At 65.7% G+C, this 21,386-nt stretch carries 24 protein-coding genes and 1 tRNA gene; 21 read left to right on the top strand and 4 right to left on the bottom strand.

All coding sequences use genetic code 11. The annotated features are described in order from the left end of the window. Nucleotides 1-9 precede the first annotated feature (9 nt). The 11 genes from murA to TQ29_RS14330 all read left to right on the top strand — a co-directional run bounded on the left by murA (nt 10) and on the right by TQ29_RS14330 (nt 7,020). Nucleotides 10-1,278: a UDP-N-acetylglucosamine 1-carboxyvinyltransferase gene (murA, locus tag TQ29_RS14380; RefSeq protein WP_054539716.1), complete on the top strand. Its 1,269-nt coding sequence runs from the start codon at nt 10-12 to the stop codon at nt 1,276-1,278. Beyond that, nucleotides 1,275-1,751, top strand: a complete 477-nt coding sequence (locus TQ29_RS14375) for a DUF2948 family protein (RefSeq protein WP_054539715.1) — start codon at nt 1,275-1,277, stop codon at nt 1,749-1,751. Before murA ends, TQ29_RS14375 begins: the two co-directional genes overlap by 4 nt. After that, on the top strand, nt 1,748-2,242 hold the full coding sequence (locus TQ29_RS14370; protein WP_054539714.1) for a GNAT family N-acetyltransferase: 495 nt from the start codon (nt 1,748-1,750) through the stop codon (nt 2,240-2,242). Before TQ29_RS14375 ends, TQ29_RS14370 begins: the two co-directional genes overlap by 4 nt. A gap of 43 nt (nt 2,243-2,285) precedes the next feature. Beyond that, on the top strand, nt 2,286-3,596 hold the full coding sequence (gene hisD / locus TQ29_RS14365; RefSeq protein WP_054539713.1) for a histidinol dehydrogenase: 1,311 nt from the start codon (nt 2,286-2,288) through the stop codon (nt 3,594-3,596). Then, entirely contained in the window at nt 3,593-4,078 is a 486-nt protein-coding gene (locus tag TQ29_RS14360; protein ID WP_054539712.1) for a UPF0262 family protein, read from the top strand. The genes hisD and TQ29_RS14360 overlap by 4 nt, the downstream gene beginning before the upstream one ends. 7 nt (nt 4,079-4,085) lie before the next feature. Then, nucleotides 4,086-4,538 carry a low molecular weight phosphatase family protein gene (locus tag TQ29_RS14355; RefSeq protein WP_082386663.1) on the top strand — a complete coding sequence of 151 codons (453 nt, stop codon included), beginning with the start codon at nt 4,086-4,088 and terminating at the stop codon, nt 4,536-4,538. A 225-nt stretch (nt 4,539-4,763) separates the two neighbouring features. Then, entirely contained in the window at nt 4,764-4,982 is a 219-nt protein-coding gene (infA, locus tag TQ29_RS14350; protein WP_037209844.1) for a translation initiation factor IF-1, read from the top strand. 7 nt (nt 4,983-4,989) lie between these two features. Further along, the gene (locus TQ29_RS14345) at nt 4,990-5,568 is read left to right on the top strand and encodes a nucleoside triphosphate pyrophosphatase (protein ID WP_054539711.1); all 579 of its coding nucleotides are present in this window, start codon (nt 4,990-4,992) and stop codon (nt 5,566-5,568) included. Beyond that, a complete protein-coding gene (locus TQ29_RS14340) occupies nt 5,565-6,605 on the top strand; it encodes a ribonuclease E/G (RefSeq protein WP_054539710.1) in 1,041 nt (346 codons plus the stop codon). The genes TQ29_RS14345 and TQ29_RS14340 overlap by 4 nt, the downstream gene beginning before the upstream one ends. After that, nucleotides 6,602-6,784: a DNA gyrase inhibitor YacG gene (locus TQ29_RS14335; protein ID WP_037209840.1), complete on the top strand. Its 183-nt coding sequence runs from the start codon at nt 6,602-6,604 to the stop codon at nt 6,782-6,784. Before TQ29_RS14340 ends, TQ29_RS14335 begins: the two co-directional genes overlap by 4 nt. 161 nt (nt 6,785-6,945) lie before the next feature. Continuing rightward, nucleotides 6,946-7,020, top strand: a tRNA-Phe gene (locus tag TQ29_RS14330). Nucleotides 7,021-7,149: 129 nt separating this feature from the next. Here TQ29_RS14330 and TQ29_RS14325 read toward each other — a convergent pair. Beyond that, nucleotides 7,150-7,815 carry a methyltransferase domain-containing protein gene (locus tag TQ29_RS14325; protein ID WP_082386662.1) on the bottom strand — a complete coding sequence of 222 codons (666 nt, stop codon included), beginning with the start codon at nt 7,813-7,815 and terminating at the stop codon, nt 7,150-7,152. Between the two features lie 99 nt (nt 7,816-7,914). Further along, on the bottom strand, nt 7,915-9,225 hold the full coding sequence (gene guaD / locus TQ29_RS14320) for a guanine deaminase (RefSeq protein ID WP_054539708.1): 1,311 nt from the start codon (nt 9,223-9,225) through the stop codon (nt 7,915-7,917). A 122-nt stretch (nt 9,226-9,347) separates the two neighbouring features. On the opposite strand from guaD, the gene mgtE reads away from it, so the two are divergent. The 6 genes from mgtE to TQ29_RS14290 all read left to right on the top strand — a co-directional run bounded on the left by mgtE (nt 9,348) and on the right by TQ29_RS14290 (nt 15,312). Further along, nucleotides 9,348-10,733 carry a magnesium transporter gene (gene mgtE / locus TQ29_RS14315; RefSeq protein WP_054539707.1) on the top strand — a complete coding sequence of 462 codons (1,386 nt, stop codon included), beginning with the start codon at nt 9,348-9,350 and terminating at the stop codon, nt 10,731-10,733. Next, a complete protein-coding gene (locus TQ29_RS14310; RefSeq protein WP_054539706.1) occupies nt 10,730-11,296 on the top strand; it encodes a 5-formyltetrahydrofolate cyclo-ligase in 567 nt (188 codons plus the stop codon). Before mgtE ends, TQ29_RS14310 begins: the two co-directional genes overlap by 4 nt. Before the next feature lie 71 nt (nt 11,297-11,367). After that, entirely contained in the window at nt 11,368-12,180 is an 813-nt protein-coding gene (locus TQ29_RS14305) for a TIGR00282 family metallophosphoesterase (protein ID WP_054539705.1), read from the top strand. Then, nucleotides 12,177-13,100 (top strand): DMT family transporter, encoded by a 924-nt coding sequence (locus tag TQ29_RS14300; RefSeq protein WP_054539704.1) that lies wholly within the window; start codon nt 12,177-12,179, stop codon nt 13,098-13,100. The genes TQ29_RS14305 and TQ29_RS14300 overlap by 4 nt, the downstream gene beginning before the upstream one ends. A gap of 22 nt (nt 13,101-13,122) precedes the next feature. Beyond that, nucleotides 13,123-14,901 carry an SLC13 family permease gene (locus tag TQ29_RS14295; protein ID WP_054539703.1) on the top strand — a complete coding sequence of 593 codons (1,779 nt, stop codon included), beginning with the start codon at nt 13,123-13,125 and terminating at the stop codon, nt 14,899-14,901. A gap of 33 nt (nt 14,902-14,934) precedes the next feature. Then, nucleotides 14,935-15,312, top strand: a complete 378-nt coding sequence (locus TQ29_RS14290) for a hypothetical protein (RefSeq protein WP_037207219.1) — start codon at nt 14,935-14,937, stop codon at nt 15,310-15,312. Nucleotides 15,313-15,324: 12 nt separating this feature from the next. On the opposite strand, the gene TQ29_RS14285 is transcribed toward TQ29_RS14290, so the two are convergent. Continuing rightward, nucleotides 15,325-16,590, bottom strand: coding sequence for a SulP family inorganic anion transporter (locus TQ29_RS14285; protein WP_054539702.1), 1,266 nt, complete (start codon nt 16,588-16,590; stop codon nt 15,325-15,327). A gap of 177 nt (nt 16,591-16,767) precedes the next feature. On the opposite strand from TQ29_RS14285, the gene TQ29_RS14280 reads away from it, so the two are divergent. The 4 genes from TQ29_RS14280 (at nt 16,768) to TQ29_RS14265 (ending at nt 19,882) form a co-directional block, all read left to right on the top strand. After that, nucleotides 16,768-17,508: a YebC/PmpR family DNA-binding transcriptional regulator gene (locus TQ29_RS14280; RefSeq protein WP_054539701.1), complete on the top strand. Its 741-nt coding sequence runs from the start codon at nt 16,768-16,770 to the stop codon at nt 17,506-17,508. Nucleotides 17,509-17,752: 244 nt separating this feature from the next. Further along, the gene (locus TQ29_RS14275) at nt 17,753-18,322 is read left to right on the top strand and encodes a hemerythrin domain-containing protein (RefSeq protein ID WP_054540459.1); all 570 of its coding nucleotides are present in this window, start codon (nt 17,753-17,755) and stop codon (nt 18,320-18,322) included. A gap of 86 nt (nt 18,323-18,408) precedes the next feature. Continuing rightward, nucleotides 18,409-19,581: a PepSY domain-containing protein gene (locus TQ29_RS14270; RefSeq protein ID WP_054539700.1), complete on the top strand. Its 1,173-nt coding sequence runs from the start codon at nt 18,409-18,411 to the stop codon at nt 19,579-19,581. A 52-nt stretch (nt 19,582-19,633) separates the two neighbouring features. After that, entirely contained in the window at nt 19,634-19,882 is a 249-nt protein-coding gene (locus TQ29_RS14265) for a YdcH family protein (RefSeq protein ID WP_037207204.1), read from the top strand. Between the two features lie 42 nt (nt 19,883-19,924). On the opposite strand, the gene TQ29_RS14260 is transcribed toward TQ29_RS14265, so the two are convergent. Continuing rightward, nucleotides 19,925-21,328, bottom strand: a complete 1,404-nt coding sequence (locus TQ29_RS14260) for a short-chain fatty acyl-CoA regulator family protein (protein WP_054540458.1) — start codon at nt 21,326-21,328, stop codon at nt 19,925-19,927. Between the last annotated feature and the right edge of the window lie 58 nt (nt 21,329-21,386).

Below are 21,386 nucleotides of genomic sequence, written 5' to 3'. Positions count from 1 at the left end.
GCAAAGCAGATGGATTCGATTGTCATTCGGGGCGGCGGTGCCCTCAACGGGGAGATCCCGATCGCCGGGGCGAAAAACGCCTGTCTGACGCTGATGCCGGCGACGCTGCTGAGCGAAGAGCCGCTGACGCTGACCAACGCGCCGCGTCTGTCGGACATCCGGACCATGACATCGCTGCTGCAATCGCTGGGCGCCGAGGTGTCGAGCCTGCAGGACGGGCGCGTTCTGGCGCTGTCATCGCACGGGCTGGACAATCACACGGCGGATTACAACATCGTGCGCAAGATGCGCGCGTCGATCCTGGTGCTGGGGCCGATGCTGGCGCGCGATGGCCACGCCATCGTTTCGCTGCCCGGCGGCTGTGCGATCGGGGCAAGGCCCGTGGATCTGCATCTGAAAGGGCTGGAGGCGCTGGGCGCCGAGCTGGAGCTGAAGGATGGCTATGTGCATGCCAAGGCGCCGGGCGGGTTGAAAGGGGCCGAGGTGGTGTTTCCCTTCGTCTCCGTCGGCGCGACGGAGAATGTGCTGATGGCCGCGACCCTGGCCAAGGGAACAACGATCATCCGCAACGCCGCGCGCGAACCCGAGATCGTCGATCTTGCCCGTTGCCTGCGCAAGATGGGCGCGCAGATCGAAGGCGAGGGCACGGAAACCATCACCATCGAAGGCGTCGACAGGCTGTGCGGCGCCACCCATCCCGTGGTAACCGACCGGATCGAGCTTGGCACCTACATGCTGGCCCCGGCCATCACCGGGGGCACGGTGGAATGTATCGGTGGCCGGCTGGAGCTTGTGGCCGCCTTCGCGGAAAAGCTGGATCAGGCCGGCATCAGCGTCGAGCAAACCGAGCGCGGGCTGAAAGTGTCGCGCCGCAACGGGCGGGTGAACGCTGTCGATGTGATGACAGAGCCGTTCCCGGGCTTTCCCACCGATCTGCAGGCGCAGATGATGGCGCTGTTGTGCACTGCCGAAGGCACCAGCGTTCTGGAAGAGAAGATTTTCGAGAACCGGTTCATGCATGCCCCCGAACTGATGCGGATGGGCGCGCGGATCGATGTGCATGGCGGCCATGCCACCGTCACCGGCGTCGAGCGGCTGAAGGGCGCGCCTGTCATGGCCACCGATTTGCGTGCCTCGGTGTCGCTGATCCTGGCCGGCCTTGCCGCCGAGGGGGAAACCGTGGTCAGCCGTGTCTATCATCTTGATCGCGGATACGAGCGTGTCGAGGACAAGCTGGGCGCCTGCGGCGCACATATCGAACGGGTGCGCGAAGAATGACCGAAGATGCAACATTCGAAGACGGGGCCGAGGCGCCGCTGCGCCTGAAGGCCGATGATGCCGAAGGGCTTTCGGTGATTTCGAGCCTGACGCAGGATGCCGTCTTTCCCGTCACCGAGATGGCATGGCGCCCGGGCGCGCGGCGCTTTGCCCTGCTGCTGAACCGGTTCCGGTGGGAAGATCGCGTGGCGGCTGAACGGCGCGGCCGGCCTTATGAAAGGGTGCAGGCGGTGCTGGCCTTCGACGATGTCGCGCGGGTATCGTCGCAGGGGGTGGACCGAAACGACAAGGACACGGTGTTTTCGCTGCTGTCGGTGAGTTTCGAACCGGGAGAAGACGGCACCGGCCGCGTGGTGCTGACGCTTTCCGGGGATGGCGCGATTTCGCTGGATGTCGAATGTCTGGACGTCACGCTGAAGGATGTCACCCGGCCCTATGTGGCCCCGTCGCGCAAGGCGCCGGCGCACGAATGATTTTCCGGCGGCTTGTTCCCGCCGACGCCGCATTGTGGCGCGACATCCGGCTGGAGGCGCTGCAGAACGATCCCCCGGCCTTTGCCACCAGGTACGAGGAAATCGCCGACAGGCCGCTGACATTCTTTGTGGAGATGCTGGAGCAGGCGAACTATCATGCAGGTTTTGACGGCGGGCGGGCAGTGGGCGTGATGGGCTGGGTCGCCGAACCCTACATGGCGGCGCGTCACCGTGCGATGCTGATGTCGGTTTATATTCGCCCCGCCTGGCGCGGCGCGGGGGCGGCGGGGCAGCTGCTGCACCAGGTGCTGGCTGATGCCGCGCGCCACGGCATCCGGCAGATGGAACTGGGCGCCCGCGCCGGCGATCCGCGCGCTGTGGCGTTCTACAAGCGTCACGGGTTCCACCCGATGGGCGAGATCCCCGATGCATTCCATCATGACGGGCAGTCGCATGACGAGCTTCTGATGTTCCGACGCCTGGACGCTTGAGACACACGCGCAGGCCGGATATGTGAAGGGCAAGGAGAGACCCATGCCCCAGTTTCTTGACACCACCGATCCCGATTTTGCCGCCCGGTTCGACGCCCTGCTGGGCGCCAAGCGCGAGGATGCGCCGGATGTGGACGAGACCGTGGCGGCGATCATCGCTGACGTGCGTGCGCGCGGCGATGCGGCGGTGCTGGAGCTGACCGCGAAGTTCGACCGGCTGGAACTGACGCCCGAGACGCTGGCCTTTTCCCCCGAAGAGATCGAGGCCGAATGCGCCAGGGTCTCGCCCGAGGATCGTGCCGCGCTGGAGCTGGCGGCGCAACGCATCCGCGCCTATCACGTGCGCCAGATGCCGGAGGATCAAAGCTGGACCGACCCGGACGGCGCCACGCTCGGCTGGCGCTGGACGCCGGTTTCGGCGGCCGGGCTTTACGTGCCGGGCGGGCTGGCCTCTTACCCGTCCTCGGTGCTGATGAACGCGATCCCGGCGCAGGTGGCCGGCGTCAAGCGGCTGGTGATCTGTGCCCCGACGCCGGATGGCGTCTGCAACCCGCTGGTTTTGCTGGCGGCGCGGCTGGCCGGGGTGGATACCGTCTATCGCATCGGCGGCGCCCAGGCGATCGCGGCGCTGGCCTATGGCACCGCCACCATCGCCCCGGTGGACAAGATCACCGGCCCCGGCAATGCCTTTGTCGCCGCCGCCAAGCGCCGGGTGTTCGGCAAGGTCGGCATCGATATGATCGCCGGCCCGTCGGAGATTCTGGTGATCGCCGACCGCAACAATGATCCAGACTGGATCGCGGTGGACCTGCTCAGCCAGGCCGAGCATGACGAAAGCGCCCAGTCGCTCCTCATCACCGATGACGCGGCTTTTGGCCGTGCCGTCGCCGCCGCCGTCGAGAAACGGCTCGAAACGCTGGAGCGGCGGGTGATCGCCGGGGCGAGCTGGCGCGACTACGGCGCGGTGATCATTGTGCGCGATCTTGCCGAGGCGGCCGCGCTGTCGGATCGTATCGCCCCCGAGCATCTGGAGCTTTGCGTCGATGATCCCGACGGGCTGTCACGGATGGTCACCCATGCCGGGGCGATCTTTCTGGGGCAATGGACGCCCGAGGCGATCGGCGATTACATCGGTGGCCCCAATCACGTGCTGCCCACGGCGCGCTCGGCGCGGTTTTCCTCTGGCCTCTCGGTGATGGATTTCCTGAAACGCACCACGCTGGCCCGGATGACGCCCGAAGCGTTGCGCGCCATCGGCCCCGCCGCCGAACGGCTGGCCATTTCCGAAAGTCTGGAGGCGCACGGCTTGTCGGTGCGCGCCCGGCTTGAGCGTCTGAACGAGGGCACAGAATGACCCTATCCCGCCTGTCCCAGGTCGAAATCGACGATACTGGCCTGCCCGCCCCGACACCGGAAATCGAGCAGGAGCGCAAGGTCGCGATCTTCGATCTGCTCGAAGACAACAGTTTCGCCCTTCCGCCCCGTGACGGGCAGGCGGCGCCCGCCGGGCCCTATAACCTGCATCTGGCCATCCGCGAAAAGCGGCTGGTCTTCGAAGTCCGCACCGAGGCGGGCGAGGCGGTCGCCGAGTTCCACCTTTCGCTGGGGCCGTTCCGGCAGGTGGTGAAGGATTACTTCCAGATCTGCGAAAGCTATTTCGACGCGGTCAAGAAACTGCCCCCCGCCAAGATCGAGGCCATCGACATGGCCCGCCGCGGCATCCACAACGAAGGCGCGCGCGTGCTGCAGGAGCGGCTGGATGGCAAGGTCGAACTCGATACCGATACCGCCCGGCGGCTTTTCACCCTGATATGCGTTCTGCATTTCGGGGGCTGATGTGGTGATGAGGGACCTCCCACAATCGGTTCTCTTTTGCTGTGATCACAACGCCGTCCGTTCCCCCATGGCCGAGGGGATGGCCAAGAAGTTTTATGGCCGTCGGTTCTATGTGCAATCGGTAGGCGTGAAGAATGATCTGGAGGTCGACGGTTTCGCCATCGCCGTCTGCGCCGAAATCGGTGTGCCGCTCGAGCGGCATCAATCGCGCTCGTTCGACGAGATGGAGGAATGGGGCGATGACCTGTCCAGCTTCGATCTGGTGGTGGCGCTGTCGCCGGCCAGCCAGCGGCGCGCACTGGAGCTGACGCGCTTCTATCATCTCGACGTGGAATACTGGCCGATTCTGGACCCGACCGGCCTGGGCGAGACGCGGGAGGCCAAGCTTTCGGCCTATCGCCAGTCGCGCGACCAGATACGCGATCACCTGATCGAACGGTTCGGCCCGCCCTGTGCCTGACGGCAAACGCGGGCGGGTGCGGCCGCGAATACCACTGAAATCGAAGGAAATGCGGTTTTCCGGCGGGCGGCGCGCAATGCGCGGCAGCGCCGTTTTGCGCCCGCGTGGCGCGGCATCCTTGCCCGCAGGAACAGTTTTGCGCGATCCGCCCTTGAAAAAGCAGGGGTTTAAGAGCATTTAAGGCCACGCTCGCATCCTGGCGGGCAAAACCACTTAGGAGTGACCATGGCCAAGGAAGAAATGCTCGAATTCCCCGGCGTCGTGAAGGAACTCCTGCCTAACGCGACATTCCGGGTCGAGCTTGAGAACGGCCATGAGATTATCGCGCATACGGCAGGAAAAATGCGCAAGAACCGTATCCGCGTTCTTGCCGGCGACCGCGTTCAGGTGGAAATGACACCGTACGATCTGACCAAGGGTCGGATCAACTATCGCTTCAAGTAACCGGCTGATGCGGCTGGTTCTGGGCTCTGCCAGCCCGCGCCGGAAGGATCTTCTGGCGCAGATCGGAATCGTGCCTGACGCGATCCGCCCTCCTGACATCGACGAAGACCCCGCAAGGGGCGAGCTTCCGCGCCCCTATTGCGCCCGCATGGCCATCGAAAAGGCCCGCGCGGTTCAGGCCGGGGCCGACGAGGCGGTGCTGTGCGCCGATACCACCGTGGCGCTCGGGCGCCGCATTCTGGGCAAGCCCCGGAACGCGGGCGAGGCGGCGGAATTCCTGCTGGCGCTGTCGGGCCGCCGCCACAGCGTGATCACCGCCGTGGCCCTGCGCCTGGGCGAGCGTGTGTGGGAGCGTGACGTGGTGACGGCGGTAAAGTTCAAGCGGCTGTCCGACGAAGAGCTGAACGCCTATCTGCGCTCTGACGAATGGCGGGGAAAGGCGGGCGGCTATGGCATACAAGGCATGGCCGGCGCCTTCGTGCCCTGGATCAGCGGCTCGTTTTCCGCCGTCGTCGGCCTGCCGCTGGCCGAAACCGCATCGTTGCTGCAGGCGGCGGGCTATCCGCTTTACAAGGAGGCGCCATGAAGGGCCGCACCGTCATTCTGGGCCAGCTCAACGGGCGCGCCGCCGCCGCGCTGATGGTCAACGGCCGCCTCGAAGACCTGCTTGTCGATCCGCCCGAGGATCTGCCCGCGCCCGGCGCCATCTTTCGCGCCACCGTCGACCGGCAGGTCAAGGGGCAGGGGGGTATCTTCCTGAAACTGCCCGGCGGCACCGCGTTCATGCGGCAGGCCAAGGGGCTTGCCCCTGGCCAGACGCTGCTGGTGCAGGTCTCCGGCTTTGCCGAGCCGGGCAAGGCAGTGCCGGTCACGCCGAAACCCCTGTTCAAGAGCCGCTATGCGATCGTGACGCCCGGCGCGCCGGGGCTCAACGTGTCGCGGACCATCCGCGATGACGAAGAGCGTGACCGCCTGCTGGAAATCGCCCATGCCGCGATGGGCGAGGAGAGCTCCGGCTTCGGGTTGATCCTGCGTTCGGCCGCCGCCGGCGTGGCCGAAGAAGAGATTGCCGCCGACATTTCCGCGATGCGCGACGTGGCGCAGGCGGTCATGTCGGAAGGCGTTGGCGCGCCCGAGTTGCTGCTGGATGCGCCCGATGCCCATATGCGCGCCTGGCGCGACTGGGCCGATCCCGATCCCGATGAGGTGATCGAGGGTGACAGCGCCCTTGCCGATCTGGGCGTGCTGGATGCCATTGACGCGCTCGCCGGGCCCGCATCCCTGCCCGGCGGCGGCGCGCTTTATATCGAGCCGACGCGGGCGCTGTTGGCAGTGGACGTGAACACCGGCCCCGACACGTCGCCGGCGGCCGGGCTGAAGGCCAACCTCGCCGCAGCGCGGGATCTGCCGCGGCAGTTGCGGCTGCGGGGGCTGAGCGGCCAGATCATCGTCGATTTCGCGCCGATGCCGCAAAAAGACCGGCGCCAGCTGGAACAGGTGCTCAAGGCCGCCTTTCGCCCCGATCCGGTCGACACCACTTTTGCCGGCTGGACCCCGCTGGGCAATTTCGAGATCCTGCGAAAGCGCGAGCGCTTGCCGCTGACGGAGGGCCGCGAAAAATGAGTTGCCCGATCTGCGGAAAAGACAGCGCCCCGAAATACCGGCCCTTCTGCTCCCGGCGCTGCGCCGATGTAGACCTCGGAAAATGGCTGACCGGAGGCTATGCCATCCCCGACGACACCCCGGAGGCGCTGGAGGAGGCGGCCGACGAGGCCGACCGTCAAACGCGCAAGCCGAACTGAGCCGCGGCCTGCCCGAAAACCCGCGGCAGGGGAAGGCGGCATTGGAGGGCGAATTTTTATGCTCCGCCCTCTGGACACCGCCCAGCCGCGCGTCTAGAAGATCGCAGCCCGAACGGCGGTGCGGCAGGTTTCCCGGCCGATCACCACACCCGTTCACCCGTGCCCGGGTAGCTCAGGGGTAGAGCAGTGGATTGAAAATCCTCGTGTCGGTGGTTCGATTCCGCCCCCGGGCACCATTTAAACATTCGCAATGAATGGCTTATGCCAAGGTGGAACTCTCCACCCTCCCGTGCCTTGCGGGATGGCTTCGCCCGCCGCGAAGCTGCGGCTGCCGCACCTCCAGCCTGGCTATAAAGGAGCCGGCTCTATTCCGCCGCCAGTTGCGATGCGCTGTTTTGGGGGTGCAACGCCGCGAAATGGCGGACATAGCGCATCCCCTCGGCATCGGCGGTGGCGAGCGTCTTGCGGAACACGCCGATCGTATCGCCCCAGTCGGTATCCACGTTGCGATAGGTCTTTTCCATCGCCCTTGCCTTGGTGCTGTTGTTTTCGCGCCAATGATCCAGATGCCGGGTTTCCCAGTCGGTGGTGGCCTCGACAACCTCCAGCCCGGCCCAACGGGCCAGCGCGGTCATGCCGTCGCGGTAGAACCGCCAGCAATCCTGCGGCGCGCGATGTTCGTAGCCGCGCGACGGCGCGATATGGATCATCAGACCGCCCATCTTCAGAACCCGCGACATCTCCAGAAAACTCAGCCAGAACATTTCGTTATGTTCCAGCATCTGGCCACTGATCACCGCGTCAAAGCTTTGATCTTCCAGCGGAAACAGGAACGGGTCGGACAGTACCACGTCAACATTCGGCCCATCGGCCAGATCGCAGCCCACATAGGACCAGCCGCCGCTTTCCCAGATTTTCCGATATTTCGGCCGCCGCCCCATCGCACCGATATCCAGCACACGGCCGGGTTCAAGCTTGCTCGCGTGGTCCTGAAACATGCGCTGCATGTAAAGACGGGATTCCCTGTGCATGGCACATACCTGCTCTGATTTATTTGTTTTTGAACTGCTCTTGTTACCAAGAGGTTAGCACAGGCGGCGAATCACCGGCAAGCGTGATGATCCGGTTTCTTATCCGGCGCTGGCGGCGGGCTGCACGCAGCGCCCCCCGGCCCACACGGCGCTCACCGCGCGGTCGTCACCCATCATGATCGTGGGGAACAGCGCCTCCCATATGTCGTTGGCGCGGGTGCTGCGTTGGGCGATGGCGGGAGTCGACGCAAGGTCGAGCACCACGAGATCGGCCTCGATCCCCGGCGCAAGGTTGCCGATGCGGTGATCGAGCCGCAGGGCGCGCGCGGCGCCCTGCGTGGCCAGCCAGTAAAGTTCGGCCGGATGCAGGGCACGCCCGCGCAGCTGTGCCACCTCATAGGCGGCGGCCATGGTGCGCAGCATCGAAAAGGATGACCCGCCGCCGGTGTCGGTGGCCAGGCCGATGCGCTGGCCTTCTCGCATCAGCCCGTCCATGTCGAACAGGCCCGATCCGATGAAGGTGTTCGACGTCGGGCAATGCACAAGGCTGGCATCCGCCTCTTTCAGCCGCGCCCGTTCGCGCGGTTCCAGATGGATGGCATGGCCGAACACCGCGCCGGCGCCCAGAAGGCCGTGGCATTCGTAGGTATCCAGATAGTCGCGCGCCTCCGGGAAGAGGGACCGGGCCCAGGCCACCTCATCAACCTGTTCGCTCAGATGGGTCTGCATCAGGCAATCTGGATGTTCGGCCCAGAGCGCGCCCATGGCGGCAAGCTGTTCGGGGGTCGAGGTGGGCGAAAATCGCGGCGTGATCACATAGGACAGCCGGCCCGCCCCATGCCATTTCTCCAGCAGCGCCTTGCTGTCGTCATAGGCCGATTGCGGCGTGTCGCGCAGGCCTTCGGGCGCATTGCGATCCATGCAGGTCTTGCCGCCCAGCATCCGAAGGCCGCGCGCCTGTGCCTCGGAGAAATAGGCATCCACGCTTTCGGGGTGGATCGTGCAGAAGGAACAGACAGTGGTGGTGCCGTTGGCGAGCACCAGATCGAAATACCGCGCGGCGATTTCGGCGGCATAGGTGGCGTCGGCGAAGCGCATCTCTTCGGGGAAGGTATAGGTGTTGAGCCAGTCGATCAGCCGTTTGCCCCAGCTTGCGATCATCGCCGTTTGCGGGAAATGCGCATGGGCGTCGATGAATCCTGCGGTGATCAGCCCGTCGCCGTAATCCCGCACCGTGGCACCCGGGTGCCGCGCGCGCAGCTCATCCGCCGTGCCGGTCTCTTGGATCAGGCCGTCGCGCAACGCAACGCCGCCGTGGCGCACATGAACGGCCGATTCCGCCACGCCCGCGGCGAAGGGATCGGCGCGAAAGCTCAGGGTCTGCCCCAGAAGAAGCGTGGTGTCGGCCATGCGTGTCCCTCGTGTTTCCGGCGCAGCGTAAGGGGCGCGCGCCGCGGCGTAAATCACGCATCTTGCCCTGTTGCTCGATCCGGGCTTTGGCTATGGTCGGGCCAAAGCGCAGGGGGCAGGCCATGGCGGAAGAGATCACCGAGCAGGTGGAACGCGAAGACGACGGATACGGGCTGGACAACCGCACCGTTGCGGCGGTCCGGCTTGCCGTGGCGGCAGGCGATGGCCCCCGGCTGGGCGCGCTGCTGGAGCCGCTGCATGCCGCCGACATCGCCGACCTTCTGGAGCAGATGGACAGCGGCCACCGGCGCGAGATCCTGCTGCTGGACCCGAGCCATGTGGATGGCGAGGTGCTCTCGGAGCTTGATGACAGCATCCGCGAGGAGGTCATCGAATTCCTGCCCAGGAATGTTCTGGCCGACGCGGTGCGCGATCTGGAATCCGACGATGTCGTCGATCTGGTCGAGGATCTGGAAGAGCCGCAGCAGGCGGCGATTCTGGATGCGCTGGAAGATGCCGACAGGGTCGCCGTCGAACAGGCGCTGAGCTATCCGGAATATTCCGCCGGCCGCCTGATGCAGCGCGAAGTCGTGGCCGCGCCCGAGCATTGGAACGTGGGCGATGCGATCGACTATCTGCGCTCCAACAAGAAGAAACTGCCCGAGGAATTCTATCATATCATCGTGGTCGATCCGCGGATGAAGCCGGTGGGCTATGTCACCCTTGGCAAGCTCCTGTCGACCAAGCGCAGCGTGCCCCTGACCGGTATTCTGGAAGACAGCTTCCGCGCCATCCCCGTGACCCAGCCGGAATCCGAGGTCGCCTATGCCTTCAACCAGTATCACCTGATCTCTGCCCCCGTGGTCGATGACGAAGGGCGGCTGGTGGGCATGATCACCATCGATGACGCGATGATCGTGCTGGATGAAGAGCATGAGGAAGACATCATGCGCCTGGCCGGTGTTGGTGAGGGCAGCCTGTCGGACAGGGTGATCGAAACCACCAAGCGCCGCTTCCCGTGGCTGTTCGTGAACCTGATCACGGCCATTCTGGCCTCGCTGGTGATCGCGCAGTTCGAGGCGACGATCGCGCAGTTCGTGGCGCTGGCGGTGCTGATGCCCATCGTCGCCTCGATGGGGGGCAACGCGGGCACCCAGTCGCTGACCGTGGCCGTGCGGGCCATCGCCACCAAGGACCTTACCGGATCGAACGTCTGGCGCGTTGTCCGCCGCGAGGCGCTGGTGGGGCTTGTGAACGGCAGCATCTTCGCGCTGGTCATGGGCGTCATCGGCATCCTGTGGTTCGGCACGCCGATGCTGGGCGTGGTGATCGGGGTGGCCATGGTGGTGAACCTGGTGATCGCCGGTCTGGCCGGGATCCTGGTGCCCGTGGCGCTGGACAGGTTCGGCGTGGATCCGGCGCTGGCCTCGGGCGCCTTCGTGACGACAGTGACCGACGTGGTCGGCTTTTTCGCCTTTCTCGGGCTGGCCGCGGTTCTGCTGCTGTGAGCGGGATCGCCGAGCAGAAGGCCGCGGCGCGCAAGGCGGCCTTCGCGCGCCGCAAAGACGTGCATGACGAGCTGCGCGGGGCAAGGGCGGCGCAGGTGCTGCTGGAGGTGCTGAGGCCGCAGGCGGGCAGGGTGGTCTCTGGCTACATGCCGATCCGCACCGAGGCCAGCCCGCTGCCCGCGATGCTGGGGATGATCGGCCTGTCATCCGTGACCGTGCCTGTCATCCAGGGCGAGGGCCTGCCGCTGATCTTCCGCGAATGGCGCCCCGACAGCGCGATGATCGATGGGCCGTTCGGCGCGTTGGTGCCGGCCGACGGCGATTTTCTGGCGCCGCAGGTGCTGATCGTGCCCTTGCTGGCGTTTGACCGGCGCGGCTACCGGCTTGGCTATGGCGGCGGGTATTACGACCGGACGCTTCAGGCCCTGCGCGCAAGCGGGCCTGTGCTGGCCATCGGCTTTGCCTATGCGGCGCAGGAAATGGCCGAGGTGCCGACGGAGGACACCGACCAGCCGCTGGACATGGTGGTGACAGAGGCGGGCGCGCTGGCCCTTGCCGGATGATCGCGCCCAAAAATCGCGCCGCGCATCGCGGGGGCTTGCCCTGACCGACCGGGCGTCCTAGGCATTACGCCATGAAAATCCTCTTCCTTGGCGATGTGATGGGCCGTGCCGGCCGTGCCGCGATCACCGAGCGCCTGCCGAAGCTGCGCGCCGACTGGGGCCTCGATTTCGTTGTGGTCAACGGTGAGAATGCCACCTCTGGCGCGGGGCTGACCGCGGCCCATGCGAAGGCTCTGCTGGAGGCCGGCGCCGATTGCCTGACGCTGGGCGATCACGCCTTCGACCAGAAAGAGATGCTCAGCTTCATCGAGCAGGAGCCGCGTATCCTGCGGCCGCTGAATTTCGCCAAGGGCGCGCCGGGCAAGGGCTACCGGCTGTGTTCGGCTGCGGGCGGGCGCAAGGTGCTGGTGACCCAGGTGCTGGGCCAGGTCTTCATGAAGCGGCCCTTCGACGATCCCTTCTCTGCGATCGATCTGGTGCTGAAGGCGCACCCGCTGGGCGGGCAGGCGCAGGCCATTCTGGTTGATATGCATTGCGAGGCGACATCAGAGAAGATGGCGATGGGCCATTGGTGCGACGGGCGCGCCAGCATGGTGGTCGGCACCCATACCCACGTGCCGACCGGCGATGCCCAGATCCTGCCGGGCGGCACCGCGTTCCAGTCGGACGCGGGCATGTGCGGCGATTACAATTCGGTCATCGGCATGGACAAGGCGGAGCCGCTGCGCCGGTTCATCACCGGTATGGGCAAGGGGCGTTTTACCCCGGCGGGGGGCGAGGCCACGCTTTCCGGCCTGTATATCGAAACCGACGACCGGACGGGCAAGGCCACCCGCGTGCGGATGATCCGTGAAGGCGGGCGTCTGGAGGCGGCCGCGCCATGACCGGGCGCCCGGCTCTGGTCGCGTTTCTGGCGCTTCTGGGCGCGGGCTGGGGGATGACACAGCCGCTTGCGAAACTCTCTGTCTCGGGCGCGTATCGCCAGTTCGGGATCATCTTCTGGCAACTGGTCATCGGCGCGCTGCTGCTGGGCGCGATCACCTGGCTGCGCGGCAGGCCGCTGCCGATGACGGCGCGCCACCTTCGGCTTTATGTCTTCATCGCGCTGGTCGGCACGCTGCTGCCCAACGCAGCGTCGCTGCAGGCGGCGGTGCATCTGCCGGCCGGCATCGTCTCTATCCTGCTGTCGCTGGTGCCGATGGTCTCTTTCCCCATGGCGCTGGCGCTTGGCGTTGACCGGTTCAGCTGGCCGCGCATGGCCGGGCTGGGCTGCGGGTTGGCCGGGGTGGTTCTGATCGTCGGCCCCGACGCGGGGCTGCCCGACCCCGGCATGCTGGTTTTCGTCCCGCTGGCCCTGATCGCGCCGGTGTTCTACGGGGTCGAGGGCAACGCGGTGGCCAAATGGGGCACCGCCGGGCTGGACCCGATCCAGCTCTTGTTCGGGGCCTCGCTGGTGGGGGCGGTGCTGGCGCTGCCCGCCGCGCTGCTGCTGGGGCAGTGGATTTCGCCGCTGCCGCCCTGGGGCGTGGCGGATCTGGCGCTGACTCTGAACGCGGTGATCCATGCGCTTGTCTATGCCGGCTATGTCTGGCTGCTGGGACGGGCGGGGGTGGTTTTCGCGGTGCAGGTTTCCTACCTGGTCACCGGTTTCGGGGTTCTGTGGTCCATGCTGCTGCTGGACGAGGCCTATTCGGGCTGGGTCTGGGCGGCGATGGCGCTGATGTTCGCCGGTCTGTTCCTTGTACAGCCCCGCCCGAACAAGGTGCTTGTGCCGCCGCCGCCTGTGGCTAATGATACGGGCTGACCGGACAACAGGCCCAGGCTGAATGATCGCACTCTCCCTTTCTCCCACAGGCGATGCCATTCTGGCGCTGTCTGTTGTGTTCGTGATGTTCGTGCTTTTCGTCCGGGAACAATACCCGGCCGAGGTTGTGGCGATCTCCGGTGCGGCGGTGATGCTGGTGCTGGGCATACTGCCCTATGACAGGGCGCTGAGCGTGTTGTCGAACCCCGCCCCCTGGACCATCGCGGCGATGTTCATCGTGATGGGGGCGCTGGTGCGCACCGGCGCGCTCGACGGGTTCACCCAGGCCGCGGAGCGCAACGCGCAAAGCCGCCCCAGGCTGGCGGTGGGCGGTCTGATGCTGTTCGTGGTCGGGGCCTCGGCGGTGGTGTCCAATACGCCGGTGGTGGTGGTGATGATCCCGGTGTTCGTCCAGCTTTCGCGGACGCTGAACCGGCCGGCCTCGAAATTCCTGATCCCGCTCAGCTATGCGGCGATCCTGGGCGGCACGCTGACGCTGATCGGCACCTCGACCAACCTGCTGGTGGATGGCGTGGCGCGGGCGCAGGGGCTCAAGCCCTTCACGATTTTCGAGGTCACGCCGCTCGGGCTGGTCCTTGTGGTCTGGGGCATGATCTACCTGCGGGTCTTCGCGCCGCGGCTGTTGCCGGAACGGGCGAGCATGGCCACGCTGATGTCCAACAAGTCGAAGATGAAATTCTTCACCGAAGTCGCCATACCCGAAGACAGCGAACTGGTGGGCATGCCGGTGATGACGGTCGATCTGTTCCGGCGCGAAGGCGTGCGGCTGATCGACGTGCTGCGCGGCGATGCATCGCTGCGGCGCGACCTGAAATCGGTGCTGATCGAACCGGGCGACCGCATCGTGCTGCGCACCGAGATGTCAGAGCTTCTGGGCATGCAGCAGAACAAGAGCGTGCGGATGATCGACAAGCTCAGCTCGGTCGCCACCTCGACGGTCGAGGTGCTGATCACGCCGGGCTGCCGCATGGTGGGCCGCAGCCTCGGCTCGTTGCGTCTGCGCCGCCGTTACGGCGTCTATCCGCTGGCGGCGCACCGGCGGAACCAGAACATCGGGCGTCAGCTTGACGACCTTGTGGTGCGCGTGGGCGACACGCTGCTGCTGGAAGGCTCGCCCGAAGACATTCAGCGGCTGGCCGTGGATATGGAACTGGTCGATATCACCCAGCCCTCGGCGCGCGCTTATCGCCGGGGCCATGCGCCTGTCGCCATCGCGTCGCTTGTGGGGATCGTCGCGCTGGCCGCCTTTGGCGTGGCGCCGATCTTCCTTCTGTCGGTGCTTGCGGTGGCGGTGGTTCTGCTGACGCGCTGCATTGACGCCGAAGAGGCGTTTTCCTTTATCGACGGTCGGTTGCTGGCGCTGATCTTCTCGATGCTGGCGATCGGCGCGGCGCTGGAGGAATCGGGCGCCGTACAGCTTATCGTCGATGCGGCCTCGCCTGCGCTGATGGGCCTGCCGCCGTTCCTGATCGTCTGGGCGATCTACCTGCTGACCTCGTTCCTGACAGAGCTTGTGTCGAACAATGCGGTCGCCGTGGTGGTAACCCCCATCGCCATCGGGCTGGCGCAGGCGCTCGGCTTCGACCCGCGGCCGCTGGTGGTTGCGGTGATGATCGCCGCATCGGCCAGTTTCGCCACGCCCATCGGCTATCAGACGAACATGCTGGTCTACGGCCCCGGCGGCTACAAGTTCACCGATTTCATGCGGGTGGGCATTCCGCTGAACCTGTCCATCGGTCTGCTCGCCTCTGCGATCATACCGTTGCTCTGGCCGCTCTGAGCCGCTATTGCGTCCGCCCAAGGAGAAACCCGCATGTTCCGCGCCCTGCTGCCCGTTTTGCTGTTCGTTGCCGCCTGCGGCGTGCAAACCTCCAGCCGCCCCGAAGCGGTGCTTGTCGAGCGTGACCGGATCACCGTCAGCATGAGCAGCGGCTGGCCCTGTATGGGCTTTCGCACTGATGAAACGCGCACGGCCGATGGCTGGGCCGGGCGGCTGGAAGGCTGCCCCGACGCGTATCCCTACCGGGTCTCGCTCTACGGCATGTCGAATCCGCTGCGGACGCTGCTCGTCGAGGTGTTCGAGGCCATCGGCGCCGAAGACCTGATCGCGCCGGCCGCGCTGGTCGAGATCACGACGGATACCGGCCATGTCTATCGCTTCCGCTCGCCCGATCCGCGCAAGGATGATTGATCCGCCAGGGCCCTAGCGATCCGGCGTTTTCCAGTCGGCCCGCGGCGCGCCCCGGTCGCGCAGCCGCAGCGCCATGCCCACCGACACGCCGACACCGATGGCGACGGTCAGATCAACCGTGACCGTCAGAACCAGCGTCAGCAGCAGCAAGAGCCGGTCGGACGGCCGGGCCGCCATGTAGCCGCGCCACTTGTGCGGCTCGCTCATGTTCCAGGCCGTCAGGATCAGCAGCGCGGCCATCGCCGGCATGGCCAGGTATCCCGCCAGCGGCGCGGCAAGCATCATCAGCCCCAGGATAACCAGCGCGTGCACGATTCCGGCCACGGGGGTTTTCCCGCCGGCCCGGATATTGGTCGCGGTGCGGGCGATGGCGCCGGTGGCGGGCAGGCCGCCGAACAGCGACGAAGCGATATTGGCAACGCCCTGCGCCAGCACTTCGGCATTGGGGCGGTGGTGCCCCTCGATCATCCGGTCGGCCACCATGGCCGACAACAGCGACTCGACCCCCGCCAGAAAGGCGATGATCAGCGCCGATGGCAAAAGCTCGGTCACCCGCGCGAGGGTGAATACCGGCAGGTGCGGGGCGGGCAGGCGGTTTGGCAGCGCCCCGAACCGGCCGTTGATCGTATCGACCGGCAGATGGGCCAGCGCCACCAGGGCCGAGCCTATGGCCACCGCTACGATCAGGCCGGGCAGTTTGGGCCAGGCGCGCCGGAACACCACGATCAGCACGATCGTGACCAGCCCCACCCCGACGGCCCACGGGTTGAGCGTGCCGCGCGCCGCGAACAGCCCCGCCAGCTTGCCGAAGAAATCGGCGGGCAGGGCGCCGGTGGACAGGCCAAGGAAATCCTTCAGCTGGCTGGTGCCGATGATGATGGCGATGCCGATGGTGAACCCGTTCACGACCGCCTCGGGGATGAAGGCGATCAGGTTGCCTATCCTGAAATACCCCGCGATCAGCAGGATGATCCCCGCCATGAACGTCGCCAGCACCAGCCCGTCATACCCATGCCGGGCGATCACCCCGTAGACGACCACGATGAACGCCCCGGTAGGCCCGCCGATCTGCACCCGGCTGCCACCGAGCAGCGAAACGAAGAACCCGCCGATGATCGCCGTGACCAGCCCCTGCGCCGGCGTGGCGCCCGAAGCGATGGCGATTGCCAGGCTCAGCGGTATGGCGACCATCGCGACGGTAACGCCCGCCATCGCATCGGCGGCGAAAAGGGGCCAGCTGTAAGTCCTGAGGGTCGTGAGGATTTTCGGGTGTCGCATGGTGAAATCAATTGAAAAAGGGGTGCGCGCCCCGATGACAGCGTTTCACATGGAAGGCATGGTTGGCAATCGGAATTCAGCATTTCCCCTGCGGCTCATTTCACCGCTGCCCTTGCAGGCCGCGCCGCCCCTGAATTATAGAGTGCCGCAGGCACGGGATCAGGTTCGGAGAGTTTCATGGCAGGCCATTCCAAATGGGCGAATATCCAGCATCGCAAGGGGCGGCAGGACGCCGCGCGGTCAAAGCTGTTTTCCAAGCTGTCCAAGGAAATCACCGTCGCGGCCAAGATGGGCGATCCCGACCCCGACAAGAACCCGCGCCTGCGGCTGGCCGTGAAAGAGGCCAAATCCAACTCGGTGCCCAAGGATGTGATCGACCGCGCCATCAAGAAGGCGACCGGCGGCGATGCCGAGAGTTACGATGAGATCCGCTACGAAGGCTACGGGCCCGGCGGCGTTGCCGTGATCGTCGAGGCGATGACAGACAATCGCAACCGCACCGCCTCGAACGTCCGCTCCACCTTTACCAAAAGCGGGGGCAATCTGGGCGAGACGGGTTCAGTGGGGTTCATGTTCGAACGCAAGGGGCAGGTAACCTATGCCGCCGATGTCGGGGATGCCGACACGGTGATGATGGCCGCGATCGAGGCGGGCGCGGAGGATGTGGAGAGTTCGGAAGAGGGCCACGTCATCTGGTGCGCCGATACCGACCTCAACGAGGTTTCGACCGCGCTCGAGGCGGCGCTTGGGGAATCGGTCTCGACCAAGCTTGTGTGGCAGCCGCAGACCACCACCGAGCTGGATCTTGAAGGTGCCCAGAAGCTGATGAAGCTGATCGAGGCGCTGGAGGATGACGACGACGTGCAATCGGTCACCGCGAATTTCGAGATCTCGGACGAGGTGATGGCGCAGCTTTAAGGGCGGCACGGGCGAAGCCGGGTTGATTTTGTTCCCGGTTTTGACGCCGCACCTGGTGATGTGATCCGGCGGCGCGCTCCGGGCTCCGCATTCTTCCTTGGGCGGCACGGCACTTCTGACCTGCCGCGCCGTGACACTGCGCGTCGAACCGACTAGGGTTCGAACTATTGAAGACGTGAAAAGATATTGAATGCGCGTGGGCGCGCTCCGCTTGCCCACGGCGGCAGAGAGGCTGATTTTTAGCATGACAGAAAACATTACCCCGGACCTGCGCCAGGGTCTGCCCGAAGCCCTGCGGTATCTGGTGGCCGAATACCCGCGTGACATCTGGAGCGGCCACCGGAATTTCGAAGGCCTGACCCGCTTCTGGCTGGAGCGTCACGTCATGTTCCGGCAGGTGCTGGCACGGCTGGAGCAGGAGGCCGAGGCGATGCTCGACGGCAAGATGGAGGCACGGCGCTATCAGCAACAGACCGCGCGCCTGGCGGGGCTTTTTCTGAACCAGCTCGACAGTCATCACCAGGTCGAGGATCAGCACTATTTTCCGCAACTGGCCGCTCTCGAGCCCCCGCTTGCACGCGGGTTCGAGATTCTGGATGCCGATCATCATCTGATCGACGGTCATCTGACCCGGCTGGCTGACACGGCAAATGCGATGCTGCGGGCCGATCCCCTGTCGCCCCTGACCGATGTAGTCGGAGCGCTGAAGCACACTTATGAACGGATCGCGCCCTTTCTGAATCGCCATCTTCTGGACGAGGAGGAACTGGTCGTGCCGGTGATCCTCAAACACGGCCCGCTCCTGCACGGCTGATCCTCGAAAGGGCGGAAATTTTCCGCCGGAAAATGCGCAGCTGAGCGTTTACCTGTGGATGGGTCCAAACGATGGAGTGATGTGGGATGTCGATCAGACGGGTATTCTTTTGGGCCCACCTTGTGGCGGGCGTGGCTGCGGGCCTTGTCATCGTCTTTCTTTCGGTCACAGGGGCCTTGCTGACCTACGAGCGACAGATCATCGCCTGGGCCGAGAAAGGCAGCCTCGCGCTGCCGGCAGAAGCGGGCGCGCCGCTCAGCGCTGATGCGCTGGCGACGGTCGCGGAACAAATCGGCAAGGGCGCGGCCACGTCGCTTGTTTTGCGCGATGACCCCGCGGCGCCGGTGACGGTGCGTACTGGCAGATCCAACACCACGCTGGTTGACCCTTATTCGGGCGTGGTTCTCGAAGACGGGGCGGCCGGCGTCCGGGCGTTTTTCGACTATGTTACCCGGCTCCACCGCTGGTTCGCGATGGAAGGCGTGGCGCGGGAGACCGCAGCGGCGATCACCGGGGCGGCCAACCTTGTCTTCCTGTTCATTCTGGGCTCGGGCATCGTTCTGTGGTGGCCGAAGAAATGGAAGTGGCGGCTGGTGCGCATGAACCTCGTGTTCCGGCGCGGCCTGCCCAACGCCAAGGCGCGGGACTACAACTGGCATCATGTGTTCGGCATCTGGGCGCTGATCCCGCTGATCGTGGTGGTCGCCACAGCGGTGGTGTTTTCCTATCCCTGGGCCAATCGCGCCGTTTATGCCGCCTTTGGCGAAGAGGTGCCTGCCCGCAGCGGCCCGCCGGGCGCCGCACCCCTGGCGAACCAGTCTCAAGGCAACGCCCGGATGGATGGAGACCCGGCAGGCCAGCAGTTGCAGGCGATCGTTGATGACGCGAAGCTTCGGCTGCCCGAGTGGCGCAGCATCACCCTTTCCCTGCCCGACGCCGCCGCGCCCGTAGAGCTTCGCGTGGATAGCGGCACGGGCGGACAGCCGACAAGGCAGACGACCCTGACCTATGCCGCCGACAATGCGCAGTTGGTGTCGGAACGCGGCTTTGTCGACGAAAGCCCGGCGACGCGCGCGCGCATGCTGATCCGGTTCCTGCATACGGGCGAGGCGCTGGGGATCATCGGCCAGACGATTGCCGGGCTTGCCTCGCTCGCCTCGGTCATTCTGGCCTATACCGGGCTTGCGCTGGCCTGGCGCCGGCTGGTCACGCCGCTTTTGCGCAAACGCCGGGTGGAACTTGATCGGCGTCAAGGTTAGGGGTGGGGCAGGCCCCTAATCTCGATCGAAACACAAAGGAAGGAGACCGCAAATGTCCCACACCCCGCATGAGCTGGCCGATGAATTTCCCGAAAAAGCCGATGCGATCCACGCGCTGAAACTCAGCAATCCGCATTTCGCCAAGCTGGTGGACGAGTATCACGAGGTGAACCGCGCCATCCATCGCGCGGAAACCAATGTCGAGCCGACCGACGATTTTCACGACGCCGAGATGCGCAAGACGCGCCTGACCCTGAAAGATCAGATCGCGCGGCTTCTGGCCGCCCCGGCCGAGGGCTGAAACAAAGGCGCGGCAGGGGGCAATCGCCCTGCCGCGCGCCGTTCATTCGGCAATCTCATAGGGCAGCACACCGCGGTGATCGGGATCAACGGTCAGGCGGCGTTCCAGCGGCGGAACCGAGCGCTGGTGGCAGTTCTTCCGGTCGCAGATGCGGCAGGAAATCCCGATCGGTTCGAACGCGGCGGCACGGGCCATATCCAGATCATCGGTATAGACAAGCTGCGCCGCATGTTGAATCTCGCAACCCAGACCGATCGCAAAGCGGCGCACCGGCGCGCCCCAGGCACCGCCGGGTTTCGTCACGTCGCGGGCCAGGCAGAAATAGCGCACCCCGTCGGGCGTTTCCGCCAGTTGCCGCAGAAACCGCCCCGGTGTTTCGAAGGCACGGTGCATGTTCCACAGCGGGCAGGCCCCGCCGAACCGGGCGAATTGCAGTCGGGTGGCCGAATGGCGCTTGGTGATCGTGCCCGCCTGATCGACCCGCACAAAGAAAAACGGCACGCCCTTCGCGCCCGGCCGCTGCAGCGTTGAAAGCCGGTGCGCAACCTGCTCGATCGAGGCGCCGAACCGGTCGGCCAGCCGCTCCAGGTCATGCCGCGTTTCCTGCGCGGCGGCGAGAAAGGGGCCGTAGGGCAGCAGCGCCGCGCCGGCGAAATAATTGGCAAGGCCGATGCGGGCGATGGCGCGGGCCTCGTCGCTCTGGAACCGAGCGAAATCCAGCGTTGCATCCAGAAGCTGCGCCTGGGTCAGCAGCGCCACCTGATGCAGCAGTTGGAAATTCCGCGACGCAGGCTCTGCATGCGAGGAGATGGTCAAGACGCGCCGCGCCGCATCGAAATCGCGCAGCGCGATCTTTTCATCCAGCCTGACGGTAATGCCTGCCGCATCAAGCGCCACGGCGGCCAGCGCGACCGGATCCCCCGGCTCGCCCCGGGGGCAGGCGAACCGTTCGGCGGCACGGTCCACCGCGTCGATATAGTTGTCGCAGTAGTGGAAGAAGTCGCGCACCTCTTCCCAGGGCGAGGATTGCGCGCGCCCGTCTTCGCGCCCCAGCGCCTCGTCCAGCGAGGCCAGCCGTTCATGCGTCTGCCGATAGGCGCGGTGCAGATCGAGAAACGCGCGCGCCAGGGCAGGGGCGTTCGACGCGGCCAGCCGCAGGTCGGCCAGCGGCGGAGCGGTTTCACCGAAGACCGGATCGGCCAGCGCCTCACGCATGTCACTGACGATGCGCGACGCATCCCCGACCGAAAGCTCGGTGACGTCAAAGCCGAATTCCTGCGCCAGCGCCAGCACCACCCCGGTCGACACCGGGCGGTTGTTGTTCTCCATCTGGTTCAGATAGGGCAAGGATATGCCCAGCTTTGCGGCGAATTTCTTCTGGGTCAGTCCCAGCCGGGTGCGGGTCTCGCGCAGCTTGACGCCCGCGTAGAGTTTCTGATTGGTCATCGTCCGCGCCTTCGCAGTTTTGCAGATGCCAGCATAGGCTTTTGCAAAGGCGCGGCGC

Source organism: Actibacterium sp. EMB200-NS6, from assembly GCF_001305615.1.
Classification (GTDB): Bacteria; Pseudomonadota; Alphaproteobacteria; order Rhodobacterales; family Rhodobacteraceae; genus Actibacterium_A; species Actibacterium_A naphthalenivorans.
The sequence above is the reverse complement of the archived record's forward strand: the minus strand, read 5'-3'. Positions and strand labels throughout refer to the sequence as shown.

Excerpts from the sequence above, each read along its gene's own strand:
- murA (WP_054539716.1), top strand. The coding sequence starts at position 10 with ATGGATTCGATTGTCATTCGGGGCGGCGGTGCCCTCAACGGGGAGATC.
- TQ29_RS14375 (WP_054539715.1), top strand. The coding sequence starts at position 1,275 with ATGACCGAAGATGCAACATTCGAAGACGGGGCCGAGGCGCCGCTGCGC.
- TQ29_RS14370 (WP_054539714.1), top strand. The coding sequence starts at position 1,748 with ATGATTTTCCGGCGGCTTGTTCCCGCCGACGCCGCATTGTGGCGCGAC.
- hisD (WP_054539713.1), top strand. The coding sequence starts at position 2,286 with ATGCCCCAGTTTCTTGACACCACCGATCCCGATTTTGCCGCCCGGTTC.
- TQ29_RS14360 (WP_054539712.1), top strand. The coding sequence starts at position 3,593 with ATGACCCTATCCCGCCTGTCCCAGGTCGAAATCGACGATACTGGCCTG.
- TQ29_RS14355 (WP_082386663.1), top strand. The coding sequence starts at position 4,086 with ATGAGGGACCTCCCACAATCGGTTCTCTTTTGCTGTGATCACAACGCC.
- infA (WP_037209844.1), top strand. The coding sequence starts at position 4,764 with ATGGCCAAGGAAGAAATGCTCGAATTCCCCGGCGTCGTGAAGGAACTC.
- TQ29_RS14345 (WP_054539711.1), top strand. The coding sequence starts at position 4,990 with ATGCGGCTGGTTCTGGGCTCTGCCAGCCCGCGCCGGAAGGATCTTCTG.
- TQ29_RS14340 (WP_054539710.1), top strand. The coding sequence starts at position 5,565 with ATGAAGGGCCGCACCGTCATTCTGGGCCAGCTCAACGGGCGCGCCGCC.
- TQ29_RS14335 (WP_037209840.1), top strand. The coding sequence starts at position 6,602 with ATGAGTTGCCCGATCTGCGGAAAAGACAGCGCCCCGAAATACCGGCCC.
- TQ29_RS14325 (WP_082386662.1), bottom strand. The coding sequence starts at position 7,815 with ATGCACAGGGAATCCCGTCTTTACATGCAGCGCATGTTTCAGGACCAC.
- guaD (WP_054539708.1), bottom strand. The coding sequence starts at position 9,225 with ATGGCCGACACCACGCTTCTTCTGGGGCAGACCCTGAGCTTTCGCGCC.
- mgtE (WP_054539707.1), top strand. The coding sequence starts at position 9,348 with ATGGCGGAAGAGATCACCGAGCAGGTGGAACGCGAAGACGACGGATAC.
- TQ29_RS14305 (WP_054539705.1), top strand. The coding sequence starts at position 11,368 with ATGAAAATCCTCTTCCTTGGCGATGTGATGGGCCGTGCCGGCCGTGCC.
- TQ29_RS14300 (WP_054539704.1), top strand. The coding sequence starts at position 12,177 with ATGACCGGGCGCCCGGCTCTGGTCGCGTTTCTGGCGCTTCTGGGCGCG.
- TQ29_RS14295 (WP_054539703.1), top strand. The coding sequence starts at position 13,123 with ATGATCGCACTCTCCCTTTCTCCCACAGGCGATGCCATTCTGGCGCTG.
- TQ29_RS14290 (WP_037207219.1), top strand. The coding sequence starts at position 14,935 with ATGTTCCGCGCCCTGCTGCCCGTTTTGCTGTTCGTTGCCGCCTGCGGC.
- TQ29_RS14285 (WP_054539702.1), bottom strand. The coding sequence starts at position 16,590 with ATGCGACACCCGAAAATCCTCACGACCCTCAGGACTTACAGCTGGCCC.
- TQ29_RS14280 (WP_054539701.1), top strand. The coding sequence starts at position 16,768 with ATGGCAGGCCATTCCAAATGGGCGAATATCCAGCATCGCAAGGGGCGG.
- TQ29_RS14275 (WP_054540459.1), top strand. The coding sequence starts at position 17,753 with ATGACAGAAAACATTACCCCGGACCTGCGCCAGGGTCTGCCCGAAGCC.
- TQ29_RS14270 (WP_054539700.1), top strand. The coding sequence starts at position 18,409 with ATGTCGATCAGACGGGTATTCTTTTGGGCCCACCTTGTGGCGGGCGTG.
- TQ29_RS14265 (WP_037207204.1), top strand. The coding sequence starts at position 19,634 with ATGTCCCACACCCCGCATGAGCTGGCCGATGAATTTCCCGAAAAAGCC.
- TQ29_RS14260 (WP_054540458.1), bottom strand. The coding sequence starts at position 21,328 with ATGACCAATCAGAAACTCTACGCGGGCGTCAAGCTGCGCGAGACCCGC.